Origin of the sequence: Rudanella paleaurantiibacter (assembly GCF_009184635.1) — a bacterium.
Classification (GTDB): Bacteria; Bacteroidota; Bacteroidia; order Cytophagales; family Spirosomataceae; genus Rudanella; species Rudanella paleaurantiibacter.
The window spans coordinates 175,541-194,810 of the sequence record NZ_WELI01000005.1; the positions used below are offsets into that span (position 1 = coordinate 175,541).

General features: G+C 53.3%; 13 protein-coding genes. 7 read left to right on the forward strand and 6 right to left on the reverse strand.

What is annotated here, in order from left to right; translation table 11 throughout:
* Positions 1–199: 199 nt before the first annotated feature.
* Positions 200–1,900, reverse strand: coding sequence for a DUF6909 family protein (locus tag F5984_RS12875; RefSeq protein WP_152124681.1), 1,701 nt, complete (start codon positions 1,898–1,900; stop codon positions 200–202).
* A 301-nt stretch (positions 1,901–2,201) separates the two neighbouring features.
* Here F5984_RS12875 and F5984_RS12880 point away from each other — a divergent pair, with 301 nt between their 5' ends.
* Positions 2,202–3,761 (forward strand): capsule assembly Wzi family protein, encoded by a 1,560-nt coding sequence (locus F5984_RS12880; RefSeq protein ID WP_246168955.1) that lies wholly within the window; start codon positions 2,202–2,204, stop codon positions 3,759–3,761.
* An 11-nt stretch (positions 3,762–3,772) separates the two neighbouring features.
* Positions 3,773–4,702: a DUF2279 domain-containing protein gene (locus F5984_RS12885; protein ID WP_152124683.1), complete on the forward strand. Its 930-nt coding sequence runs from the start codon at positions 3,773–3,775 to the stop codon at positions 4,700–4,702.
* A 66-nt stretch (positions 4,703–4,768) separates the two neighbouring features.
* Here F5984_RS12885 and pgl read toward each other — a convergent pair whose 3' ends face one another.
* The gene (gene pgl, locus F5984_RS12890) at positions 4,769–5,494 is read right to left on the reverse strand and encodes a 6-phosphogluconolactonase (protein ID WP_152124684.1); all 726 of its coding nucleotides are present in this window, start codon (positions 5,492–5,494) and stop codon (positions 4,769–4,771) included.
* A 2-nt stretch (positions 5,495–5,496) separates the two neighbouring features.
* Complete coding sequence (gene zwf, locus F5984_RS12895) at positions 5,497–6,990, reverse strand: glucose-6-phosphate dehydrogenase (RefSeq protein ID WP_152124685.1); 1,494 nt, start codon at positions 6,988–6,990, stop codon at positions 5,497–5,499.
* A 160-nt stretch (positions 6,991–7,150) separates the two neighbouring features.
* On the opposite strand from zwf, the gene rpiB reads away from it, so the two are divergent.
* Positions 7,151–7,579: a ribose 5-phosphate isomerase B gene (gene rpiB, locus F5984_RS12900; protein WP_152124686.1), complete on the forward strand. Its 429-nt coding sequence runs from the start codon at positions 7,151–7,153 to the stop codon at positions 7,577–7,579.
* Positions 7,580–7,660: 81 nt separating this feature from the next.
* Here the strand turns inward: rpiB and F5984_RS12905 are convergent, their stop codons facing one another.
* The 3 genes from F5984_RS12905 to F5984_RS12915 all read right to left on the reverse strand — a co-directional run bounded on the left by F5984_RS12905 (position 7,661) and on the right by F5984_RS12915 (position 13,754).
* Positions 7,661–8,902 carry an HU domain-containing protein gene (locus F5984_RS12905; RefSeq protein ID WP_152124687.1) on the reverse strand — a complete coding sequence of 414 codons (1,242 nt, stop codon included), beginning with the start codon at positions 8,900–8,902 and terminating at the stop codon, positions 7,661–7,663.
* A 24-nt stretch (positions 8,903–8,926) separates the two neighbouring features.
* Positions 8,927–10,603, reverse strand: coding sequence for a TonB-dependent receptor (locus F5984_RS12910; RefSeq protein WP_152124688.1), 1,677 nt, complete (start codon positions 10,601–10,603; stop codon positions 8,927–8,929).
* Between the two features lie 115 nt (positions 10,604–10,718).
* Positions 10,719–13,754, reverse strand: a complete 3,036-nt coding sequence (locus tag F5984_RS12915) for a tetratricopeptide repeat protein (protein ID WP_246168958.1) — start codon at positions 13,752–13,754, stop codon at positions 10,719–10,721.
* An 88-nt stretch (positions 13,755–13,842) separates the two neighbouring features.
* Between F5984_RS12915 and F5984_RS12920 the strand changes: the two genes are divergently transcribed.
* The 4 genes from F5984_RS12920 to F5984_RS12935 all read left to right on the forward strand — a co-directional run bounded on the left by F5984_RS12920 (position 13,843) and on the right by F5984_RS12935 (position 19,268).
* Positions 13,843–15,708: a M61 family metallopeptidase gene (locus tag F5984_RS12920; RefSeq protein ID WP_152124690.1), complete on the forward strand. Its 1,866-nt coding sequence runs from the start codon at positions 13,843–13,845 to the stop codon at positions 15,706–15,708.
* Between the two features lie 384 nt (positions 15,709–16,092).
* On the forward strand, positions 16,093–16,638 hold the full coding sequence (locus F5984_RS12925) for an RNA polymerase sigma factor (protein ID WP_019986525.1): 546 nt from the start codon (positions 16,093–16,095) through the stop codon (positions 16,636–16,638).
* A gap of 343 nt (positions 16,639–16,981) precedes the next feature.
* Complete coding sequence (locus F5984_RS12930) at positions 16,982–17,941, forward strand: PhoH family protein (protein ID WP_019986524.1); 960 nt, start codon at positions 16,982–16,984, stop codon at positions 17,939–17,941.
* Positions 17,922–19,268 carry a M43 family zinc metalloprotease gene (locus tag F5984_RS12935; RefSeq protein WP_152124691.1) on the forward strand — a complete coding sequence of 449 codons (1,347 nt, stop codon included), beginning with the start codon at positions 17,922–17,924 and terminating at the stop codon, positions 19,266–19,268. The genes F5984_RS12930 and F5984_RS12935 overlap by 20 nt, the downstream gene beginning before the upstream one ends.
* Positions 19,269–19,270 lie beyond the last annotated feature (2 nt).

Consider the following 19,270-nt stretch of genomic DNA (forward strand, 5'->3'; position numbering starts at 1 on the left):
ATTGCATTTATCAAACCACAAGCCCTTATTTGTCAATCCATTAACATAGCGCAAACGACTTCATTCTGCCTTGGGCTCTCAATTGGTAAGAAGCCATCCACTTGCTCTGTTCTGCTCTCCGACAAAACAAAACCCCGCCCGACAACCATCATTCGTTTGTCAAGCGGGGCGACGTATTTACGCTAATGGTTTCGGGATCTTACCCCAGAATCTTCTCCAGACACTTTACGGTAATCAGGTACGTGGGCTTTACACCCAGCGACCCCAAACTGCCCGAGGCCAGTGTCGCGCCTGTTAGCAGCGGGTTATCCGACGCGTAGTAAGCGTAGCGTACTTTAACATCGGCCGGGATGCTCTGCCGAATCCGAACATGAGCCTGAATGGCTTTTTGATAGTGGGCCCCTTCCATTTCAAGACCTACCGCGTTCCACGACGAGTTTTTGAAATAGCTCAGAATTTCTTTGTTCTGCAACGAGGTGCCCAGCACGGTAATCATGGCTCCTTCGAAAACGTCGAGTCCAGCCCCGGCGAAATCGGCCGCGCAGAAATCGTTGTCCAACGGGTAGTTATCTGCCGTTCCTTCAAAAATATGCGAGGTCGGAATCATCAGATCCCCCTTGTCGCCGGTCAGAATTCCGGCCTTACCCATGATCGAGATCGAAGCCACGTGCAACGGGTACACCTGTCCATCGCGCTCGTAAGGCTTCAGCAGTTCGTCCATCGTTTCGAAAGCCTGCTCACCAAACGCGTAGTCCATTACCAGAATCAAAGGCTTCTCGTCCCGAACAGTCTGGATATTGGCCTTGATTTCGTCCGATAAAAGCTCAGGGTCAATACGACCCGTATCAATCAACTGAACCAGTAAGCTGGTGCCTGCTATATCGTGCAGCTCATGCAGGCCATTGTCGAGGGCAAATGCCTGAACCTGTTCCCGCAGAGACCGGTTACTCGACTGACTCAGCTTGAGCGCCAGATCATACAAATCATCGTATTCCACCGACTTATCGAGGGCGATAGGCGCGTACAGGCAGTTCATGACACTGTGCGGGTTGGCACTGACGATGTGCACCGGGCGGTCTTGCAAGCCATTTTCCCAGATGTACTCCTTGATGCGCCGGGCCCAGCGTTCGCCGTACAGGTGTTGCCCGATGCGCTCGCGCAACATGGGTGTGAAGTTGATTTCGCGGTCGATGTTCTCGCCCCGCAATTCGCCCATAGACACGCTGCCGAGGCTGTACACGATCTGGAACAGGCCCGTGTTGGTGGAGCCCGTTTCTTCAAAACGGGCGTAGGCCCGCTGGGTTTCCTCGAAGGTGCGGCCCAGAATCGAGCTGAGATAGGTGAGCGCCAGTTCGCGGTCTTCTTCTTTGACGGTGCCGCCCGCCTTTACAATGGCTTCCAGTTTCTGCCACTCGCGGGTTTTGCTGCCACGCTCCTGAATGGCATTCCGCCGGATTTTGTCGGCCTCCATAAACATGAAGGTGAGGTGCGTCAGGATGTCGTAAATCTCGCTACGACCGTTGGTCACCTCAATGACCATTTGCTCGGCATCAATCCGGTAGCAGTTTCGCCGACGCTTAGCCGGTACCAGCACCGGAAAACGGGAGTGTTCGAACCCTTCGCGTGAGGCCAGTGTGATTACCCGGCAGGCTTCAATCCCTTTGGGCAACCGATCCATTACGTACACCAGACCATCGAGTTCGACCCGCTGTGCATCGCCTACCGAGCCGTAAATCTCGGGGCGGAGCGTAAGCAGAGCCTGCCGGATTTCTTCGCCTGACACACCCGATGGTTTGTAAAAACCCCGGTTGAACAGGTGGCGCATAGTGATGTATAGTCGTTCGATGGCTACCCGCGACTCCTGAGCGCGGGTGAGAGGTGGAGAGGGTTCAAGATTCATTCTTTCGATACTAAACGTGGTTTTTGTGGTGGTCATGCTCCCCTCGGAGCGAAAATATTTTAGCTACTACACCAGTAACCATCCAATTAGTTCATCCTGTTTGTTAATTTCTTGTTACGCTTATGTCAATAAACAGCCCAACACCCATCCCAATCCGCACGATTTCATCCAGAACGTGAAGCTATCCGGGCGATTATTATGGGTGTTGTTATGCCCGGCGAATCGGAATTTTGACAATTTGGTCTCATTTCAACGTACTTTTACCAGACCAATCCAAATCACTGTGTCGGTAAAATCTTTTTTGACCCCCTCACTCCTTTCAGGCCGTTGGCCTTTCGTCTTTCTGGTAATCAGTTTCTTAGCTGGCAATTCATTGGTACGGGCCCAACAACCGTTTCAGGTTACTGCCGAAACGGGACAGTATATGTCGTCGGGCGAACAGACCCCTTTCTGGCTTCGTACCAACCAATTCGGTATCGTACCGCTGCAATCGCCCAACACGACCCTCCGGGCGGGGGCCCAACTGGATTACGACACCACCCGCCTGAATAACCGGCGTATTAGTTTTGGGGGAGGAGTGCAGATCGTGGGCAATACAGCCGCCAACGGACAGGTAATACTACCCGAAGCATTCGTAAAAGCCCGTTTGGGCATATTTGAACTCTACGCCGGCCGTCGGCGCGAAGTGGTGGGTCTGCTCGATTCAACGCTATCCTCCGGCTCGTACTCCTGGTCCGGCAATGCCCTGCCGATTCCAAAAATTCAACTGGAAATCCGCGATTACACCCCAATTAAATTCACCAAAGGCTGGCTTTCTATCAAGGGTAGCTATGCCCACGGCTGGATGGGTGGCCGGTACGTGCGGCACACCATGCTGCACCAAAAAACATTGTACGGTCGACTCGGTAAGGCCGAAAACCGATTTCATGTGTACGGGGGCGTCAACCATCAGGTGGTATGGGGTGGCTACAGCGACGAACTGGTTGGATCGGGACTGGTGACAAGCCCGTATCTGCCCAACAGCTTCCGGGATTACCTGAGCCTCATTAGTGGATTCCGGGCCGTCAACACGGGCATCATCGACCAAAGTCTGTACACCGATTTTGACCTGACCAACCGGGTAGGTAACCACTTGGGATCTATTGACATAGCCTTCGATTACACGAGCAACACACACTCGTTTTACCTGTACCGGCAAAGTGCTTACGAAACTGGATCACTCTTTTACGGTACCAGCATTGCCGACGGCCTACTGGGCCTTCGGATTCGGGCCAACGACGAGTTAGCACTCGTGCGGCAGGTGTTGATCGAGTTTTTGAATACCACCAGTCAGGGTGGCCCCGAATTTGTCATCGACGATCCACAGCGCCGGGGTAAAGTCGACTATTTTAACCACGCACAGTTTCGCGATGGCTGGTCGTATCTGTACCGGGCAGTTGGTACCCCGTTTATCTCGCCCGCTTTAGGGCCCAACGGTGAGTTTCCGTACGGTGGCTTCACCAACAACAACCGGGTTCGGGTATTTCATCTGGGACTGGCGGGCTCATTGCCCTTCGGGGGTGCCGCGCTCAGTAGCCCCATCACCTACGAGACCAAGCTATCCATGAGCCGCAACCTCGGCCGGTACGATGAACCGTTCCGCCCAATCCGCAATCAGTTTTCGGGTATTCTAACCATTGCCGCACCATTAGCCATTCTGGGCGGTATCCAGCTCACCGGCTCGGTGGCGCTCGACCGGGGTACGCTGTACACCAACGCGGTAGGTGGATACCTGGGCATCCGGAAAACTTGGGCTAACTCAGTTCGGCGTGCACAGTCAACATCCAGTTCCAATCCGAGCCGTAGCGGTTTTCGGGAGTAAGCCTACTCTGCATGAAGCGTTGTCTGCTTTTGCTGCTGTGTTGTCTTGTACTTCGCCCCTGCCTGGGGCAACCTCTTCCTATTACCCCAACTGCATCTGGCGCACCCGAGCTGAAGCAGGGGCGACTAATTGGTGTGGCTATTGGCTCGGCCGTATTTTACACCGCTACCATGATTCTTTTACGAAAAGCGTGGTACAAAAAGCGGGTTCCTTTTCATGCATTCAACGACAACGGCGAATGGCTTCAGATGGACAAGGTGGGCCATGCGGCAACGGCGTACCTCATGAGCCGGGGCGGCTACGAGCTGTTTCGGTGGACGGGGCTCAACGACCGGGCAGCGACCCTTACCGGTGGAGCACTCGCTTTGTTGTTTCAAACTACGCTTGAGGTTTTCGACGGCACGGCCGAAGGGTGGGGCTTCTCGCGGGGCGATATGATTGCCAACGCTGCGGGCACGGCCCTGTTTGTGGGACAACAATACGCCTTTGGTAATCAACCGGTACAGTTAAAATACGGCTGGCGGAAAAGTATTTATGCCCCCTACCGGCCTAATTTGCTGGGTAAAACCACGGGCATTCAGCTTCTGAAAGATTACAACGCCCAACAATACTGGCTTTCGCTGAATATAGCGAGTGTGTTTCCGGTCGGGCCTCAGTTTCCCCGTTGGCTCAACCTGGCCGTTGGTTACAGTGGCAGCGGCATGACCGGCGGACACGCCAATCCGCCTTATGTTGGCCCCGACGGCCGGGAGGTTGTTTTTGAGCGCCGACGCCAATTTTACCTCTCCCCCGACGCCGACCTTTCGCGCATTCAGCAGTTGTCTCCTACGGCCGAACGCTTCATCGGGATGGCCCAGTTCTTTAAAATCGCGGCTCCCTCTCTTGAATACAACCGGGTCAATGGCGTCCGGTTCCACCCGTTTTTAGTCAAAAAGGATTAAGCGTTCAGACGAATCAAACCGCTTAATCCTTTTGGCTACGTTACCTGAAAACCAGTATCGTCTATTCTACGGCTGATTAATGGATGCGGCCGCTGCGGCATCCACAAACCAATAGAGCTTACCAGATGGCTTAATCACCTGTGAGGGGTATTTATCTGGGTTAGATTCACCGTATAGCACTTCACGCAACGGCTCGGCTTTTTTCTCACCCGCTACCAGGAACGCCACCGCAGCCGCTTCGTTCACAACAGGGGCCGTCAGCGTCAGGCGGTACATATCCTGAGCCTCCAGAAAATAAGCCCGCGTCCAGTTCGTCTGATCATGCACCACCTCAGTACCTGGAAACAGCGACAGGGTATGCCCATCGTCGCCCATGCCCAGCAGCACCAGATCAAATGTATGGGTCTGATTATCGAAGTACCCGTGCAGCAACTGCTCATAAGCCGCCATTGACTGGACTGGTTCCAAATCTGTTTGCATGACGTGAATCTGCTCCGCTGGTATAGGAACATGATCCAGCAGTGTATCGTAAGCCATGCGGGCGTTGTTTCGCTCATCCTGTAACGCAACGTAGCGCTCATCGCCCCAGAACACGTGCCATTTGGACCACGTCAGCGCATCGCGGTACGGTGCCTGAGCCAGCAGCTGGTGCAGGGCTTTGGGTGTACTGCCACCCGACAAAGCGATACAAAAGCGGTCGGCGTGCCGAAGCACTTCCTGTTCATACCGTACGAGCCAATCGGCCACATCGCGGGCCAGTTGCCCGGCATCGGGCGAGATACCTATTTCCATATTTATCGGGTTGTCCAGGTAAAACCATCGGTAGCCAGCATTTCGGTGGCCGCTTCAGGCCCCCATGAACCAGGTGCATACGTAGGTAGTTCAGCCGGTCGGTGGGTTTCCCAATGCTCCAGAATCGGGGTTACAGCCTTCCAGGCAGCTTCTACCTGATCGGCCCGCATAAACAGGGTAGCGTCGCCCGTCATCACGTCGAGCAGGAGGGTTTCGTAGGCTTCGGGTTCCTGTCCCTCGTAGGCACTTTTGAAGCTAAACACCATCTCGACCGGATCCAGGTCAAGTACCTGACCGGGCTTTTTGGCCTGAAACCGTAACCGAATGTCCATGCAGGGTTGAATGTTAATCATCAGCCGGTTCGACTGCCAGCTTTGGGTCACCTCGGCCGGAAACGCCAGCTTGGGTGCTGCTTTGAACTGCACCGTGATAACGGTCATTTTTTCGGCCAGTGCTTTGCCCGTTCGCAGGTAAAACGGCACCCCATACCAACGCCAGTTGTCCACAAAAAACTTGACGGCGGCAAAGGTTTCGGTCTGCGAATCGGGAGCAACGCCTTCCTCCTGCCGGTAAGCTGGCATCGATTTACCGTTTACGTCACCCGCCCCGTACTGCCCCCGCACCACCATCTGCGGCACCTCGTCGGGCTTCATCGGGCGAATGGCGTCCAGCACATCTACCTTTTTGTTGCGTACTTCGTTGGCATCAAACGAGGTAGGCGCTTCCATAGCCACCATACAGAGGAGCTGCAACAGGTGATTCTGAATCATATCGCGCAAGGCACCGGAGCCCTCGTAGTAACCGCCCCGGCCTTCCAGACCCACCGTTTCGGCGGCCGTGATCTGTATTTCCTCGACGTAATTCCGGTTAAAAAGCGGCTCAAACAACGCATTGGCAAAGCGTAGGGCCAGAATATTCTGTACCGTTTCTTTGCCCAGATAATGATCAATCCGGTAAATCTGCTCTTCAACAAACAGCCCCCCCAGGAGTACATTTAGCTCGTGAGCACTGGCCAGATCGTGCCCGAACGGCTTTTCAACTACTATCCTAACCCGACTCGATTCCTTCGCAAACGATAGCTTACTGAGATTTGTGGCAATACCGGGCACCAACTGCGGGGCTACCGCCAGATAAAACAACACATGCGGAGCCACACCCCATTCAGCTTGTTTCTGATCAACAATCCGGGCTATCGATTCGTACGCTTCGGGTTTCCCCGCATCCATTTTGAGGTAGCCGACACGGGCCGAAAACTCATCCCAGGGTCCCTCCCGCCGACGTGAAAACTCCTCTACGCCGGCCAGCAAACGCTCCCGAAAGCTCTCATCGGAATACTCACTGCGGCCAATACCCACCACAGCAAACTGTTCGGGCATGAATCCGTCGATGTACAAATTGAATAGCGCGGGCGTGAGCTTTCGATAGTTGAGATCGCCACTACCGCCGAAAATAAAGACGACCGTAGATGGCGTCCGGTCTTTAGCCGAAGGGAGCATACTAAAAAGACGTTTTTTTGCAAACGGCGCAAGTTAGGCCCGTCTGCATAGAGGAACAACTTTGGTATAGCATTGTTAAAGGCTATAAGGGCCGTCGGCAGGCTGTAAGCACCGATCGCACTCACGACCTCATCCCTCTAACCGCTTCGATACCACTCGTATGACTATCGCTATTGGCTCCGACCACGCTGGTTTTCGCTATAAGGAAGCCATCAAGAATCTTCTGACCGATTTGGGGCATACGCCCATCGACAAGGGTACCTTTTCCGAAGAACCCGTCGATTACCCCCGGTTTATCCGACCTGTTGCCGAGGCCGTTGCCTCGGGCGAAGTAGACCGGGGTATTGTACTGGGGGGCTCGGGCAATGGCGAAGCTATGATGGCCAACCGCATCAAGGGTGTGCGTTGCGCTTTATGCTGGAACGAGGAATCGGCCCGGCTGGGACGGCAGCATAACAACGCCAACGTGATTTCGCTGGGCCAGCGCATGATGAGCGAAGAAACAGCCCTCCAGATTGTCCGGGTCTGGTTAGATACCCCCTTTGAGGGTGGGCGGCATCAGGCCCGAATCGATCAGTTGGATGCCTGACAATCGCACTTGGACCTAAAAAGCAAAACCGGCCCCCTATTCTGCATAGGGAGCCGGTCAGCTATGAGCGTAGAGCGCTACTTAGTTTTTTATCAGAAACGGTGTAATACCGGTTAGCTTCTTGAGGCTGTCGGTGCTGGCTACGGCCTCTTCCCGAAGGGGCGAGCCAATTGCTGCTACCTTGAACAGTTGCCCCTTGCGGGTCGGCTGAATCACGTAGGCATCAGCATAACCTGCCTTCTGGAGCGTTTTCTGAAAACGCACCGCATTTTGCTTACTCGCAAAACTACCGGCAATCACTGTAAATAAGGGACCGGTTCGTTTTTCCTCAACTTTCGGTGCCGTTGTTTCGGGGGCACTCTCTGGTAAGGCTTCGGCCACAAACGGATTGGCTTTCTCAGTTTCCTTCACCAACACTGGCCGAGCCACCTTTTTGACCTTAACGGCTACCGGCTTAGCGACAACGGCCGGGGCAGCCGGTTCGGGCGCAACAACCTCAGCAGCAACGGGGGCGGCTGTAGGAGTGGGTGTTGATTCGGGCAGTGCGGGCGCCGGGGTAGCCATTGCAATGGGGCTCGGCTCCTTGGCAGCCGGCACCACAATCGGGGTAGCCGTTTCGGCTTTCACCTCACGGTGCAGGTTGGCTTTCAGCCACGACGGAATCCGGAACCAATTAGCGGGGTTCAGACTACTTTCCATCGCCTGACCGGGCTCAACTACCGTGAGGTAACTAAGTGCCCCAAAGGTACAGACCAGCGCAGCGGCTGCCACCCAACGCAACAACGGCCGGGGCCGACTTACGTGTACAAAAGGTGTTTGTTCGAGAACTTCCTCCCGCAGAACAGGGCCCAGTGCCATAGTTGGAGCCACCTCTTCAGCCTCGACTTCTTCGATTTTCAGCACCGATACACGCTCGGCCTGAACGGCCGACATACCAAACGATTCGCCGAAGAAATTGTGCCGCAACTCAGGGTCAAATTGCAACTTACCCTCCACATTGGGCGTGAAAAGGCCAATACCTTCGACCGAAAAGCTGCCTGCCAACTGCACATGCTGCCGAAGTTCACTCACAAAATCACCGATACGCCGAAGAGCTTCTTCACGTGTCAGCGATTCGTGCAGCATAATGTAATTGGTCAGAATACCGTCGTCGAGCCGGAGCGCTTCGTTAAACGCCAGACGTTTGCGGGGCGGTAAAAACTGCCCTGTCTCAGCCACAAACGTGGCCTTCTGGTAGTGGGTTAAAAAACCCCCTAACTCCGGCACGACTACACAGTCGTACTGATACAGCAGCTTCTTGAGGTAAGCGCCGACGGACACCATAGTCAGATTCGATTAGGGATACAATCAGAAGGAATATGTAATTCCTCCGAGAAAGTTAAGGCCCTGAACCGGATAATACAAATAGCGCTGGTAATTCTGACCGACGATGTTATTTAACGAAACAAATGCGGCAAACTGACGACCTAAGAAATAGTCAATTTTTACGTTGGCGTCCCAGATGGCTGGAAGCTTGTAGGTGGTGTTTGACACAAAATTGCGTGCCTGTAGGCCCTCGTAAAAGTACAAATCAGCCGTAACAAATAATTTTTTGTTCAGGATATACGAATTCGTCCAACGGCCCGCAATACGGGGGCGGTGCCAAGCGGCTTCGAGCAGGTCAAGGTCGTACCGGTAAAAATCGACGCGCAGATTCGAGCGGAACTTGTCGCGCTGACTGTACCCGACCTCACCCGTCAGGTTGAGCACCCGGGCCGTACCAGCGTCGTAGAGGGCAAAAAACTTGGTCGTATCCGGGAAGGTATTATTGAACGTGTAGAAGTTCCGGTACCGGGCATACGATACCTTTCCCTCAAACGAGAATCCTCCGCCAGCCTGCCCTTTCACACCCCCGTAATAATCACCCAGCTTGACCGTGTTGGCCAGTGGGATTTGGGGTGATAACCAACGGTTTTCATTGAGCAACGTGCGTAAGGTATTCCGCTGAATATCACCATCGATCCCCGCGAAAAAATGCACATTTCCCACCGGTGCGACGTCAATATCGACAATCGGAAACGCGCGGGTATTGTTGATTTCCAGCCGCCGGTCGGTTTCATTCACGGCATTGACCCCGGCCGTGATAGTCAGCACGGGGCTCGCATATTTAAACGTCGGCTTAACCCGGTAGAGGTTCCGGTTATCAACAAACTGATCGGTACGCTGGGTCACGTAGGCGTCGGCGGCTACCAGGGCAAAAACCTTATCGGTGATACCAAGCGACCCTTTGAAGTTAGTGCCCCAGTCAAACTCAGCCGCATCGTAACGGTCGTTGAGCAGGGTGATTCCCGTGCGGAGCGAGTAGTCGATTGTATTGTCGGTATTGGCGTTTTCAAGTCCAACCCGGAAGTTATAGGTATTCAGGCGCTGCCGAATATCGTCGCGGTTAGGTACTTCAGGCCGGCGTCCGTACCCGTAGAAAAAGAAGCCTTCGCGCTGATAGCCGGCATCAGCCTGTAGCTTGATGGCGTCGGTCAGGTACTTGCCCGTGATATTGAAGCGGGTGTCGCTCTGCCCGGAGTTCTTTCCATCGACCGGACCAATGCCCGACGACAGGTGTTTCAACGACCCTTCGAGTACTACGTTTTGCGGGCCCGTTGTGCCGACGAACGCTTCGCCCAGAAACGATCCGTAGTTACCAGCCCCCAGCTTTACGTAATTGTTGTAGGTAGGCTGTGGTTCGGCCCGTGTGCTTGAAGGCGGCAGCACGCCCGGCGTGGTTTTGGGGTCGCCAAGGGTAAGCGGCCGATCCTGAAAATTATAATTCACCTTCCGCTCCTCAGCCGACTGCTTCAGCGACGGAATCTTGTTGAAAATCCGGTTGGCGGGGGGCAGCTCAATCCGGCGGCTTTTTTCAACCGTAATTTCCTGATTTTCTACTTCGCCTTCCCGCTTGGGCGGATTGGGCCGGGGATTCTGAGCCGAGGCCGCCAACGAAAAACTCAGCAGGGCGAGCGTAACTATGTAGGGTGAATGCGAGGTCATAAGGTAATGGAAGTAGCCCAGCCCGTTGGCTGCCAAAGGATTTTGAATAGGTTAGGGTTCTAAACCGAACGTTTCTCCAAATCCGGTATGGCAAGCCGAACGGGCGGGCGATCTATCAATTTTTAGACTCCAGAGCGGCCAGTTTTTGCTTAGCTTCAGCCACTACCCGGTCGTCGGATGCGTTTTCGATAATTGAATTGAGTACGGCACGAGCCTGAGCCAGTTCGTTGAGGCCCACGTTGTTATCGGCCACCAGAATAAACGCCCGGCCTTTCCAGTACTCAAAATCGCCAAACGTTTCGTTGAATTTGAGCAGGGTCGCAATGGACTCTTTGTACTTTTTCTGCCGGTACAAGGCTTCACCGATGAGATAATTCGCTTCGGCTCCGTACACGTCTTTGGCCAGGGCAATGGTCTTTTCAAACTCAGCGGTGGCCGTTTTGTAATCGTTACGGCTCAGGGCAATCTTGCCCAGCATGAGCTGAGCCCGGTTCTGAGCACCCGGCAACACGTTACCTGCCTCGACTACCTCACGGGCGTAGTAAGCGGCCGAGTCGAGCTTAGGCGCAACAAAGTAGGTTTCCATCAGGCCAAGCTTAGCCGCCACCTCTTCGTTTTTGCCGTTGGCACGGTTCAGCACAAACTGATAGTTGCGTACGGCACGGGCGTAGTTTTTCTGCGCCGTTTCCAGTTCGGCAGCGCGGGTCGCGGCACGGGTCGCGAACTCGGATTTACCATCGGTCAGGATAAGGTTGTAGTACCGAAGCGCATTCGGCACATCTTTGGTCTGGCGGTACGACTCACCCAGGTAATACCGGGCCTCGTTTAGGTTTGGGCTCGACGGGTACTCCTGCATAAACGCCAGCAACGACTGAATAGCCTGTGCGTATTTCTCGTTGAAATAGATGTTTTTGGCGTTATCGAACTCTACTTTCTCTACATCGGAGCTGCCGGGGTTTGCTTTTTTGTACTGACCCAGTACGCCCGAAAACTCTTCGGGCCGACCGGCATCATTCAAGGCATTTTGTAAGCCCAACAGAGCACCCTGTGCCTGATCGGAGCTACCGTACTCGCTCAGGATTCGCCGGTAATCGGCAATGGCCTGATCGTAGGTTTGCAGGTTGCTGTAAGCCGTAGCTCGCTTGAGCAGAGCCGATGGAATCAGATAGCTCTGCGGCCGGTCCTGAATAAGCTTGCTGAAACCACGAATCGCCACCTGATACGCTCCCTTCTCAAAATCGACATTGGCAGCCTGGAAGAGCGCATCGTCAAGAAAGCGTGAACCGGGGTATTGCCGCTGCAACTTATCAAATTCGGCTTTAGCTTCTGTATCCCGACCTACGTAACTCAAAATCAACCCTTTCTGATACGTGGCATAGTCACGATCCCCCCGACCACGGGCAATTACCTCATCATAAGCCCGCATCGCTTCGTTGTATTGCTTGGTAGCAAAGAACGAATCGGCCATTCGCACCCGAGCATCGTCGACAAGGCCCGCGTCGCCCGCCTGTGCCCCTTTCCCTACGAAATCGCGGAAGTAGGTCAGTGCCCGGCTGTAATCCTTCTTGTTATAGTAGGCGTAGCCCAGTGCGTACAGGCTTTTGGCCCCCAGCTCACCCGGCGTGCGCGATAGCGAAGCATACATTGGAATAGCCGTATCGTATTGTTTCTGCGCCGAGAACGTTTCCGCTTTCCAGAACTGTGCTGATTGACGCAGCTCGGCATCAGCCTGTACACTCAGCGATTTGTCGAAGTTCTGTAAGGCCTGCGCGTAGCGTTCGGAATTGTAGTCGTTAACGGCCTGATTATAGGTCAGGCGCTGGTACGTAGCGTTGATTTTGGGCGTCCGGCGCTTCAGCTTTTCAATGTAAGCAATGGCCGCCGGGTAGTTGTTGGAAGCAAAATACGCTTCGCCCAGCAACTCGTTAGCTTCATTTTCAAACGAGCTGTCGGGATAGCGCTGCAGAAAGGCGTTCAGCTCTTTTACCGCATCAGTCCCGTTGTTCAGATCGAGCTGCACCTTGGCGTGATTAAACTGAGCCTCTTCCTGAATCGGCTTGCTAAACGTTAGCCGCCCGGCCTGATCGAACGCGGTGAGTGCATAGCTCGGATTCTGGGTTTGCAGGTAGCTAATGCCGAGCGTGAAAGCAGCATACTGCGCTACGGTATCTTTACCGGTAGCTAACGGTTTAAGCTGGGTAATGGCTTCGTCGTACTTGCCCGTGCGGAACAATGACTGCCCATACCGGAACTTCACCGGACCGGGCACTTTGGCCCCTTTAGCAGCCAGGTACTGCTTATAATACGGTATAGCCCGATCAAATTTACCCTGCTGGTAATACACCTCGGCCGTCACAAGTCCTACATCGCTCAGGTTCGTACCACCCCGCCGGAGCAACGGCTCCGTGTAGGCCAGCAACTGATCGAACTGCCGCTCCCGATAGAGCGACTGAGCAATCCAGTTCGGAACTTCGTTCTGATACGTCGGATTCTGCGCAATGCGCTTGAAATCGGCAACAGCCTCGCTAAAGTTATTATTGCGGTAATTGATCACCCCGGCATAGTACGAGGCCGCGGGGGCATCTTCGGCATCGGGATCGAGCTTGATCTGGTTCAGCAGCGGCAAGGCCCGATTGACATCCTGCGTATTGAAGTACGATACAGCCAGGCGGTACTTATTCTTGGCCATTTGAGGCCCTGAAGCATTCTGTCCAACCGCCTTTTCCAGGAAATCAATGGCTTTGGCGTAGTCTTCCCGCTCGTAGTAGTATTGCCCCAAATCGCCGTAAAGCTGCCCGGCTTTGGGGTGCTGGCTGTGATTTTTCACGAACCGATCCACCAAAACCTCGGAGCCCGGCTCGTCGAGGTAAAGGCTCGATAAAGCAATGTGGTACTCGGCATCCACTACGTTTTGGTCGGCCGCAACAGCCTCCGACGCGTTTTCGCTTGCTTTTCGGCGGTCGAGGTATTGCCGGAATTCGTAGCGGGCAGCTCCGTAATTGCTCTTCTCAAACAGCTCAATGCCGTTACGGAAATGATAATCAGATTCAGTATAGCTCAGGGTGCGCTGGCCGGCGGCAGGAAGCGCCAAACCGATCCCCGCGAATACCGTGAGCGCGAGAACACCCGCACGGGGTTGGGAGTAGGACATAGATACCGGAATGGTTGCGTAGGGAGGCAAAGCGTTGTACTTTCGCCAACCATTTTTTGCAAAAAACGAAAGTAGTGCCAAAATCCGTATGAAAAATAATTTGCGGTATTCCTTTTTACTCATGGTATGGGCGGTTTTAGGCTACGGCCCCACCTTTGCCAGCTCTTCATCTTCAGACAACGAAGCTCCGCCTTCCCCCCAAATCACCTACACACTTTCGATGCCGCAACCGGCCAATCACTACTTCGAAGTAGAGATGAAGCTGAGTCAGATTGCCGGCCCTGCTAACCTGAAAAAGAACGGGTACATCGACCTGAAAATGCCTGTTTGGACCCCCGGCTCGTACCTGATTCGCGAATACGCCAAGAACGTAGAAGATTTTCGGGCTACTGTCGGCGGCAAACCAGCCCCCGTTGAAAAAATCCGCAAGAACACCTGGCGCATAAGCACCCGCGATGCCGTTGGCGACGATATAACGGTTCGCTACCGGGTGTACGCCTACGAACTTACCGTCCGGACCAGTTTCCTCGACGATACGCACGGCTACGTGAACGGCGCGAGCATGTTTCTGTTCAACGACGCCCTCAAAGACCAGCCTTCACGCCTGGTGATTCAACCCGCCAAGGGCTGGAACAAGGTATCTGTAGCCCTCAAACCGGCGGCTGGTGCGCCGTTTACGTATGAGGTGCCCAACTTCGACCTGCTCGTTGATTCACCTATCGAAATCGGAAATCACCGCACCTTTACGTTTACAGCCGCTGGCGTACCCCACACCGTTGCTCAGTTTGGCGAGGTCGAGTACAATGAGCAGAAATTAGCCGCCGATTACAAGCGAGTTTGCGAAACGGCTACTTCAATTTTTGGCGAGCATCCCTGCACTGATTACACATTTATTGTTCACCACACCAACGTGGGGGGCGGTGGCCTGGAGCATCAGAACTCAACCAGCCTTCAGACCACCCGCGCGGCCTACGCTACCGAAGCCAGCTATAAAGGATTTCTGACGCTGGTGGCCCACGAATATTTTCACCTCTGGAACGTGAAACGGCTCCGGCCTATCGCTCTTGGGCCATTCGACTACGAAAACGAAAACTATACCCGCGCCCTGTGGGAAGCCGAAGGATTCACGTCGTTTTATGAAGACTACATTCTGCGCATGGCCGGTTTCCATACGCCCGAACAATATTTGTCGGTAGTCGCAAGTGACATTACCGGCATTGAAAACCAACCGGGCAACCGGGTACAATCGGTAGCTGATGCCAGCTTCGATGCCTGGATCAAGCATTACCGGCCAAACGAAAACTCGAGCAACAGCACTATTTCGTACTACAGCAAAGGGAGCGTGCTGGCTTCGCTGCTGAACCTGTCAATTCTGGCCAGCACCAACGGCCAGAAAAGCCTTACAGACGTGATGCGCCTGCTTTACAACCGCTACTATAAAGAACTCAAGCGTGGTTTCCGCGACGAAGAACTGAAGCAAGCCCTGGAGCAAGTAGGCGGCAAGAACCTGGACAGCTTTTTCCAGAAATACGTGTACGGGACCGATGCTATCGATTATGCTCCGTTCTTCGAGCCGGTTGGACTGCGGTTGGTTAATGGATATGCCAACGCACAGGACGCTTATTTGGGCGTAGCTACCGGGCTAAATCCCACCAATGGCCGCCAAACGGTCACCTCGGTACGGCGTGGTTCTTCGGCCGAAACGGCCGGTCTGAATGTGGGCGATGAGATTCTGGCTATCGACAGTATTCGGGTCAGTGAAGACGTAAACAAACTGATGGCGAGCTACCGGCCCGGCAACTCGTTTAAAATGATTGTAAACCGGAGTGGAATTCTGAAAGAACTTAGTGTTACGCTTACCCGGCTTCCACTAGTCACGTATCGGCTGGAACCCCTACCCAACCGAACGGAAGCCCAGAGAGCACTGTACAACAAATGGTTACATATTAACTAAACTAAAGAGGGCCGCTTAACCAATGTTAGGCGGCCCTCTTTCTTTGAAAAAGACTATATTAATCTAATCATACTTCATATTAAAGAAACTAAGTAATACTGCCTGTTTTAATTAAGTATTAACAAGTAAGTACCAAAGTCTACTTACCTGCATACCTGTACCTTACCTGTACTAAAATATACTCCGAATACCAGAAATTGGGGTTTATCCCGTTATCTTACTTTGCAAAGACCTCAATGTTTCCATAGATTGCCTCTAAGTAAGTGGGTTAAAGTCTTTTTAATACTTTAACCGCATTTTAAGTAATTTTCAGTAGCCTTAAATGGTATAATGTTATTTTTGTACCATTAGTGTAAGTAACCTACCCCATAAAAGAAGTATTTCATGAAACACTCTGTCAAAGACGAGGAGCTGGTACGCCTGTACCTGCACACTCGTCAGAACGCCTATTTTGAGCAGCTTTACAAGCGGTACGTTGGCAAAGTTTACCGTCGCTGTTTTTCCCTCACCAAAAACCCCACTCAAGCGGAAGATTTCACGCACGATATCTTCCTCCGCATCCACTCAGGTCTCAGTCGGTTTCAGGAACGTTCGGCATTTGCCACCTGGCTCTACGCCATCTCGTACAACTACTGTATGGATCAGTTGCGGCTCACCAACCGAGCTAATCTGATTGAACTCGATGAATCGGCGCACAACCTGCCCGATACCAACGACACCGAACACCTTGAACAGCGGTTGCGTCATTTGTCGGTGGTGATGGAAAACATGAGTCTGGAAGAAACCATGCTTATCCGACTCAAGTACGAAGACGACCTCGATATTAAAGAGATAGCCCGTCAGTACAACCTGAAAGACAGTGCGATCAAAATGCGCCTGAAACGCACCCGCGACAAGATTCGTCGCATGTACTTCGAGTATCACGATTAACCTTATTCTCTCTTTCCATTTGATCTATACCGTTTACATTTCCCTGCCGACGCGTTGGTGACCGGACCAACCCGCCAGTCAACGAAACGTCCGTTTACAGAAACCATCTAAGGTCATGTAAACGGACGTTTTTACGTAGGAAGACCGTTCGTACATCTGGTTCGTAAACTATACAGCCATTTCCTCTGAGCCAAACGAATTGATGGCGAACGAGTTAAAAATATTCCCGTTCCATTCAGGAGTTTTTGACTGTTTTTTTGCCCAAATGTGTTGTTAAGTTAGCTGCTGCGTTTAAATTTATTGGCAGAATCCCCTTTACTCACAACAAAATCATTCTATTCGTTTGGTCGAAAAAGTAATCACCTTAGACAACGTACCACTGATCGAATTTTTGGGCGTTGAGAACACCAATATCAAGCAGGTAGCTGCTGCCTTTCCGATGAGCCGCATTATTTCTCGGGGCAACGAAATTCGGATCAAAGGCACTACGCCCGAAATTACCCGCATTTCCGACGTACTGAACTCACTGCTGGAGCATTTTCAGAAATACGGCAAACTAACGCATGAGAACGTTGAAACGTACCTAAACGGAGCTAATGCCAAAGGAGAAGGCATCTTGCCCGTAGACGTTGGCAATGATGAAGACGTGCTGGTGTATGGTACCCGAGGCATTGTGGTGCGGGCCAAAACTGCTAACCAGAAACGACTGGTCGAAGCCGCCAATCACCATGACCTTGTGTTTGCCATTGGGCCAGCCGGTACGGGTAAAACCTATACAGCTGTTGCCATTGCCGTACGGGCGCTGAAAAATAAAGAGGTTAAGAAAATCATCATCACGCGCCCGGCCGTGGAGGCAGGCGAAAACCTCGGTTTTCTGCCCGGCGACCTGAAGGAAAAAATTGACCCATACCTGCGGCCTATTTACGACGCCCTCGACGATATGATCCCGGCTGAGAAGCTGAAGTATTATACCGAGAATCGGATTATTGAGATTGCCCCGCTTGCCTACATGCGCGGACGAACCCTCAACAACGCGTTTATTTTGCTCGATGAAGCCCAGAATACGACCCCGATGCAGATGAAGATGTTTCTGACGCGGATGGGACCTACCTCAAAGGCCATCATCACCGGCGACCGCTCGCAGATCGACCTGCCCCAAAAGCAAAAGTCGGGTCTGATCGAATCGGTCGATTTACTCCGTAAAATCAAAGGCATTGCGTTTGTCGATCTGGATGGTCGGGATGTGGTGCGCCACCGTTTAGTGAAAGAGATTATTGCCGCGTATGAAGAAGCCGGTCAGTAGCGTTTTTTTCCGGGTAACAGCCGGCCTGCTTATGCTGGTCGGCTTTGTTATATCCGCACAAGCCCAAACTACTCCCCACGAGCACACCGATCGGTGCGCTACACCGGCGGTTGAACAACTGCTCCGGTTGCGCAACCCGGCCCGTCAGAAACAGGCCGAAGCCCTCGAACGGCTCATTCAGCAACAGCAGCTTACCAGTAAAGCCCGCCAGGCTGACGACAACACCATTTACCGGATTCCGGTGGTAGTGCATGTGATTCACAACAACTCGTCGAACTTTGTGGGGGGTACTAATAACCCGAATATCTCCGACGAGCAGATTCAATCGCAGATTCGGGTCCTGAACGAAGACTACCGCCGACAGGCCGGAACGAACGGCTTTAATACCAGCCCTATTGGTTCAGACACCGGTGTTGAGTTCTATCTGGCTAACACCGACCCACAGGGACAGCCCTCTAACGGGATTACCCGGACGTATTACGACAAACAGACCGAGTTCGACGCCTTTTCGTACAATGATCTCGTCAAGCTCTCAAACATTGTTTATTGGCCCTCCGACCGGTACCTGAATATCTGGGTAACCCGCCTGTCGGGGCTGACGCTGGGGTATGCTCAAATGCCTATGGCTGCCGACACCCTCCAGGGGCTCCCGACCGGGGCCGATGTGCCCGACGAGAAAATAGATGGCGTGGTGATTTCCTACGTCGTTTTTGGAGCCAATGCCTGCAACGCCCAGTACCGCTCGTACTGCCAGGGCCGCACCACCACGCACGAGGTGGGCCATTGGCTCGGCCTGTTGCATACCAATGGTGATGTTTCCTGCGGCACCGACCATGTAGCCGATACCCCTCCGGTTGAACAACTTAACCGAGGCACTACCTGCACAACGATGTTTTCGGAGTGTGTACGCGGTCAGCGAACGCGCAACCTGACCGAGAACTACATGGATTACTCACCCGATGCGTGCATGAATATGTTCACCCTCGGTCAGCGAGCCCGTATGCGGGCCGTGTTGGCCGTGAGCCCGCGTCGGCAGAAAATCATTCAGTCGGTGACCAACCCACTCGGCGAAAGTGACCAGCTAAGCGTAGCTATGGTGCCTAACCCGGCCCAGTTCGAAGCAACCGCCGAAGTACGCTTCCGGGGAGCCAAACCGATTACGGTTGAGCTGCTCGACCTGAATGGTCGCCTTATTCAAACCCGTAATTTTTCAACTACCACAAGCACCCGGGTTTCGCTCACGGTTACCAATTTACCCAAAGGCATGTATATTGTTCGGGCAACGGCGGGCGACGAAACGACCGCTACCCGATTGCTTGTCCATTGATC

Bases quoted from the DNA above. Each gene is read 5' to 3' on its own strand.
- F5984_RS12875 (WP_152124681.1), bottom strand. From the start codon at position 1,900: ATGAATCTTGAACCCTCTCCACCTCTCACCCGCGCTCAGGAGTCGCGG.
- F5984_RS12885 (WP_152124683.1), top strand. From the start codon at position 3,773: ATGAAGCGTTGTCTGCTTTTGCTGCTGTGTTGTCTTGTACTTCGCCCC.
- pgl (WP_152124684.1), bottom strand. From the start codon at position 5,494: ATGGAAATAGGTATCTCGCCCGATGCCGGGCAACTGGCCCGCGATGTG.
- zwf (WP_152124685.1), bottom strand. From the start codon at position 6,990: ATGCTCCCTTCGGCTAAAGACCGGACGCCATCTACGGTCGTCTTTATT.
- rpiB (WP_152124686.1), top strand. From the start codon at position 7,151: ATGACTATCGCTATTGGCTCCGACCACGCTGGTTTTCGCTATAAGGAA.
- F5984_RS12905 (WP_152124687.1), bottom strand. From the start codon at position 8,902: ATGGTGTCCGTCGGCGCTTACCTCAAGAAGCTGCTGTATCAGTACGAC.
- F5984_RS12910 (WP_152124688.1), bottom strand. From the start codon at position 10,603: ATGACCTCGCATTCACCCTACATAGTTACGCTCGCCCTGCTGAGTTTT.
- F5984_RS12915 (WP_246168958.1), bottom strand. From the start codon at position 13,754: ATGTCCTACTCCCAACCCCGTGCGGGTGTTCTCGCGCTCACGGTATTC.
- F5984_RS12920 (WP_152124690.1), top strand. From the start codon at position 13,843: ATGAAAAATAATTTGCGGTATTCCTTTTTACTCATGGTATGGGCGGTT.
- F5984_RS12925 (WP_019986525.1), top strand. From the start codon at position 16,093: ATGAAACACTCTGTCAAAGACGAGGAGCTGGTACGCCTGTACCTGCAC.
- F5984_RS12935 (WP_152124691.1), top strand. From the start codon at position 17,922: ATGAAGAAGCCGGTCAGTAGCGTTTTTTTCCGGGTAACAGCCGGCCTG.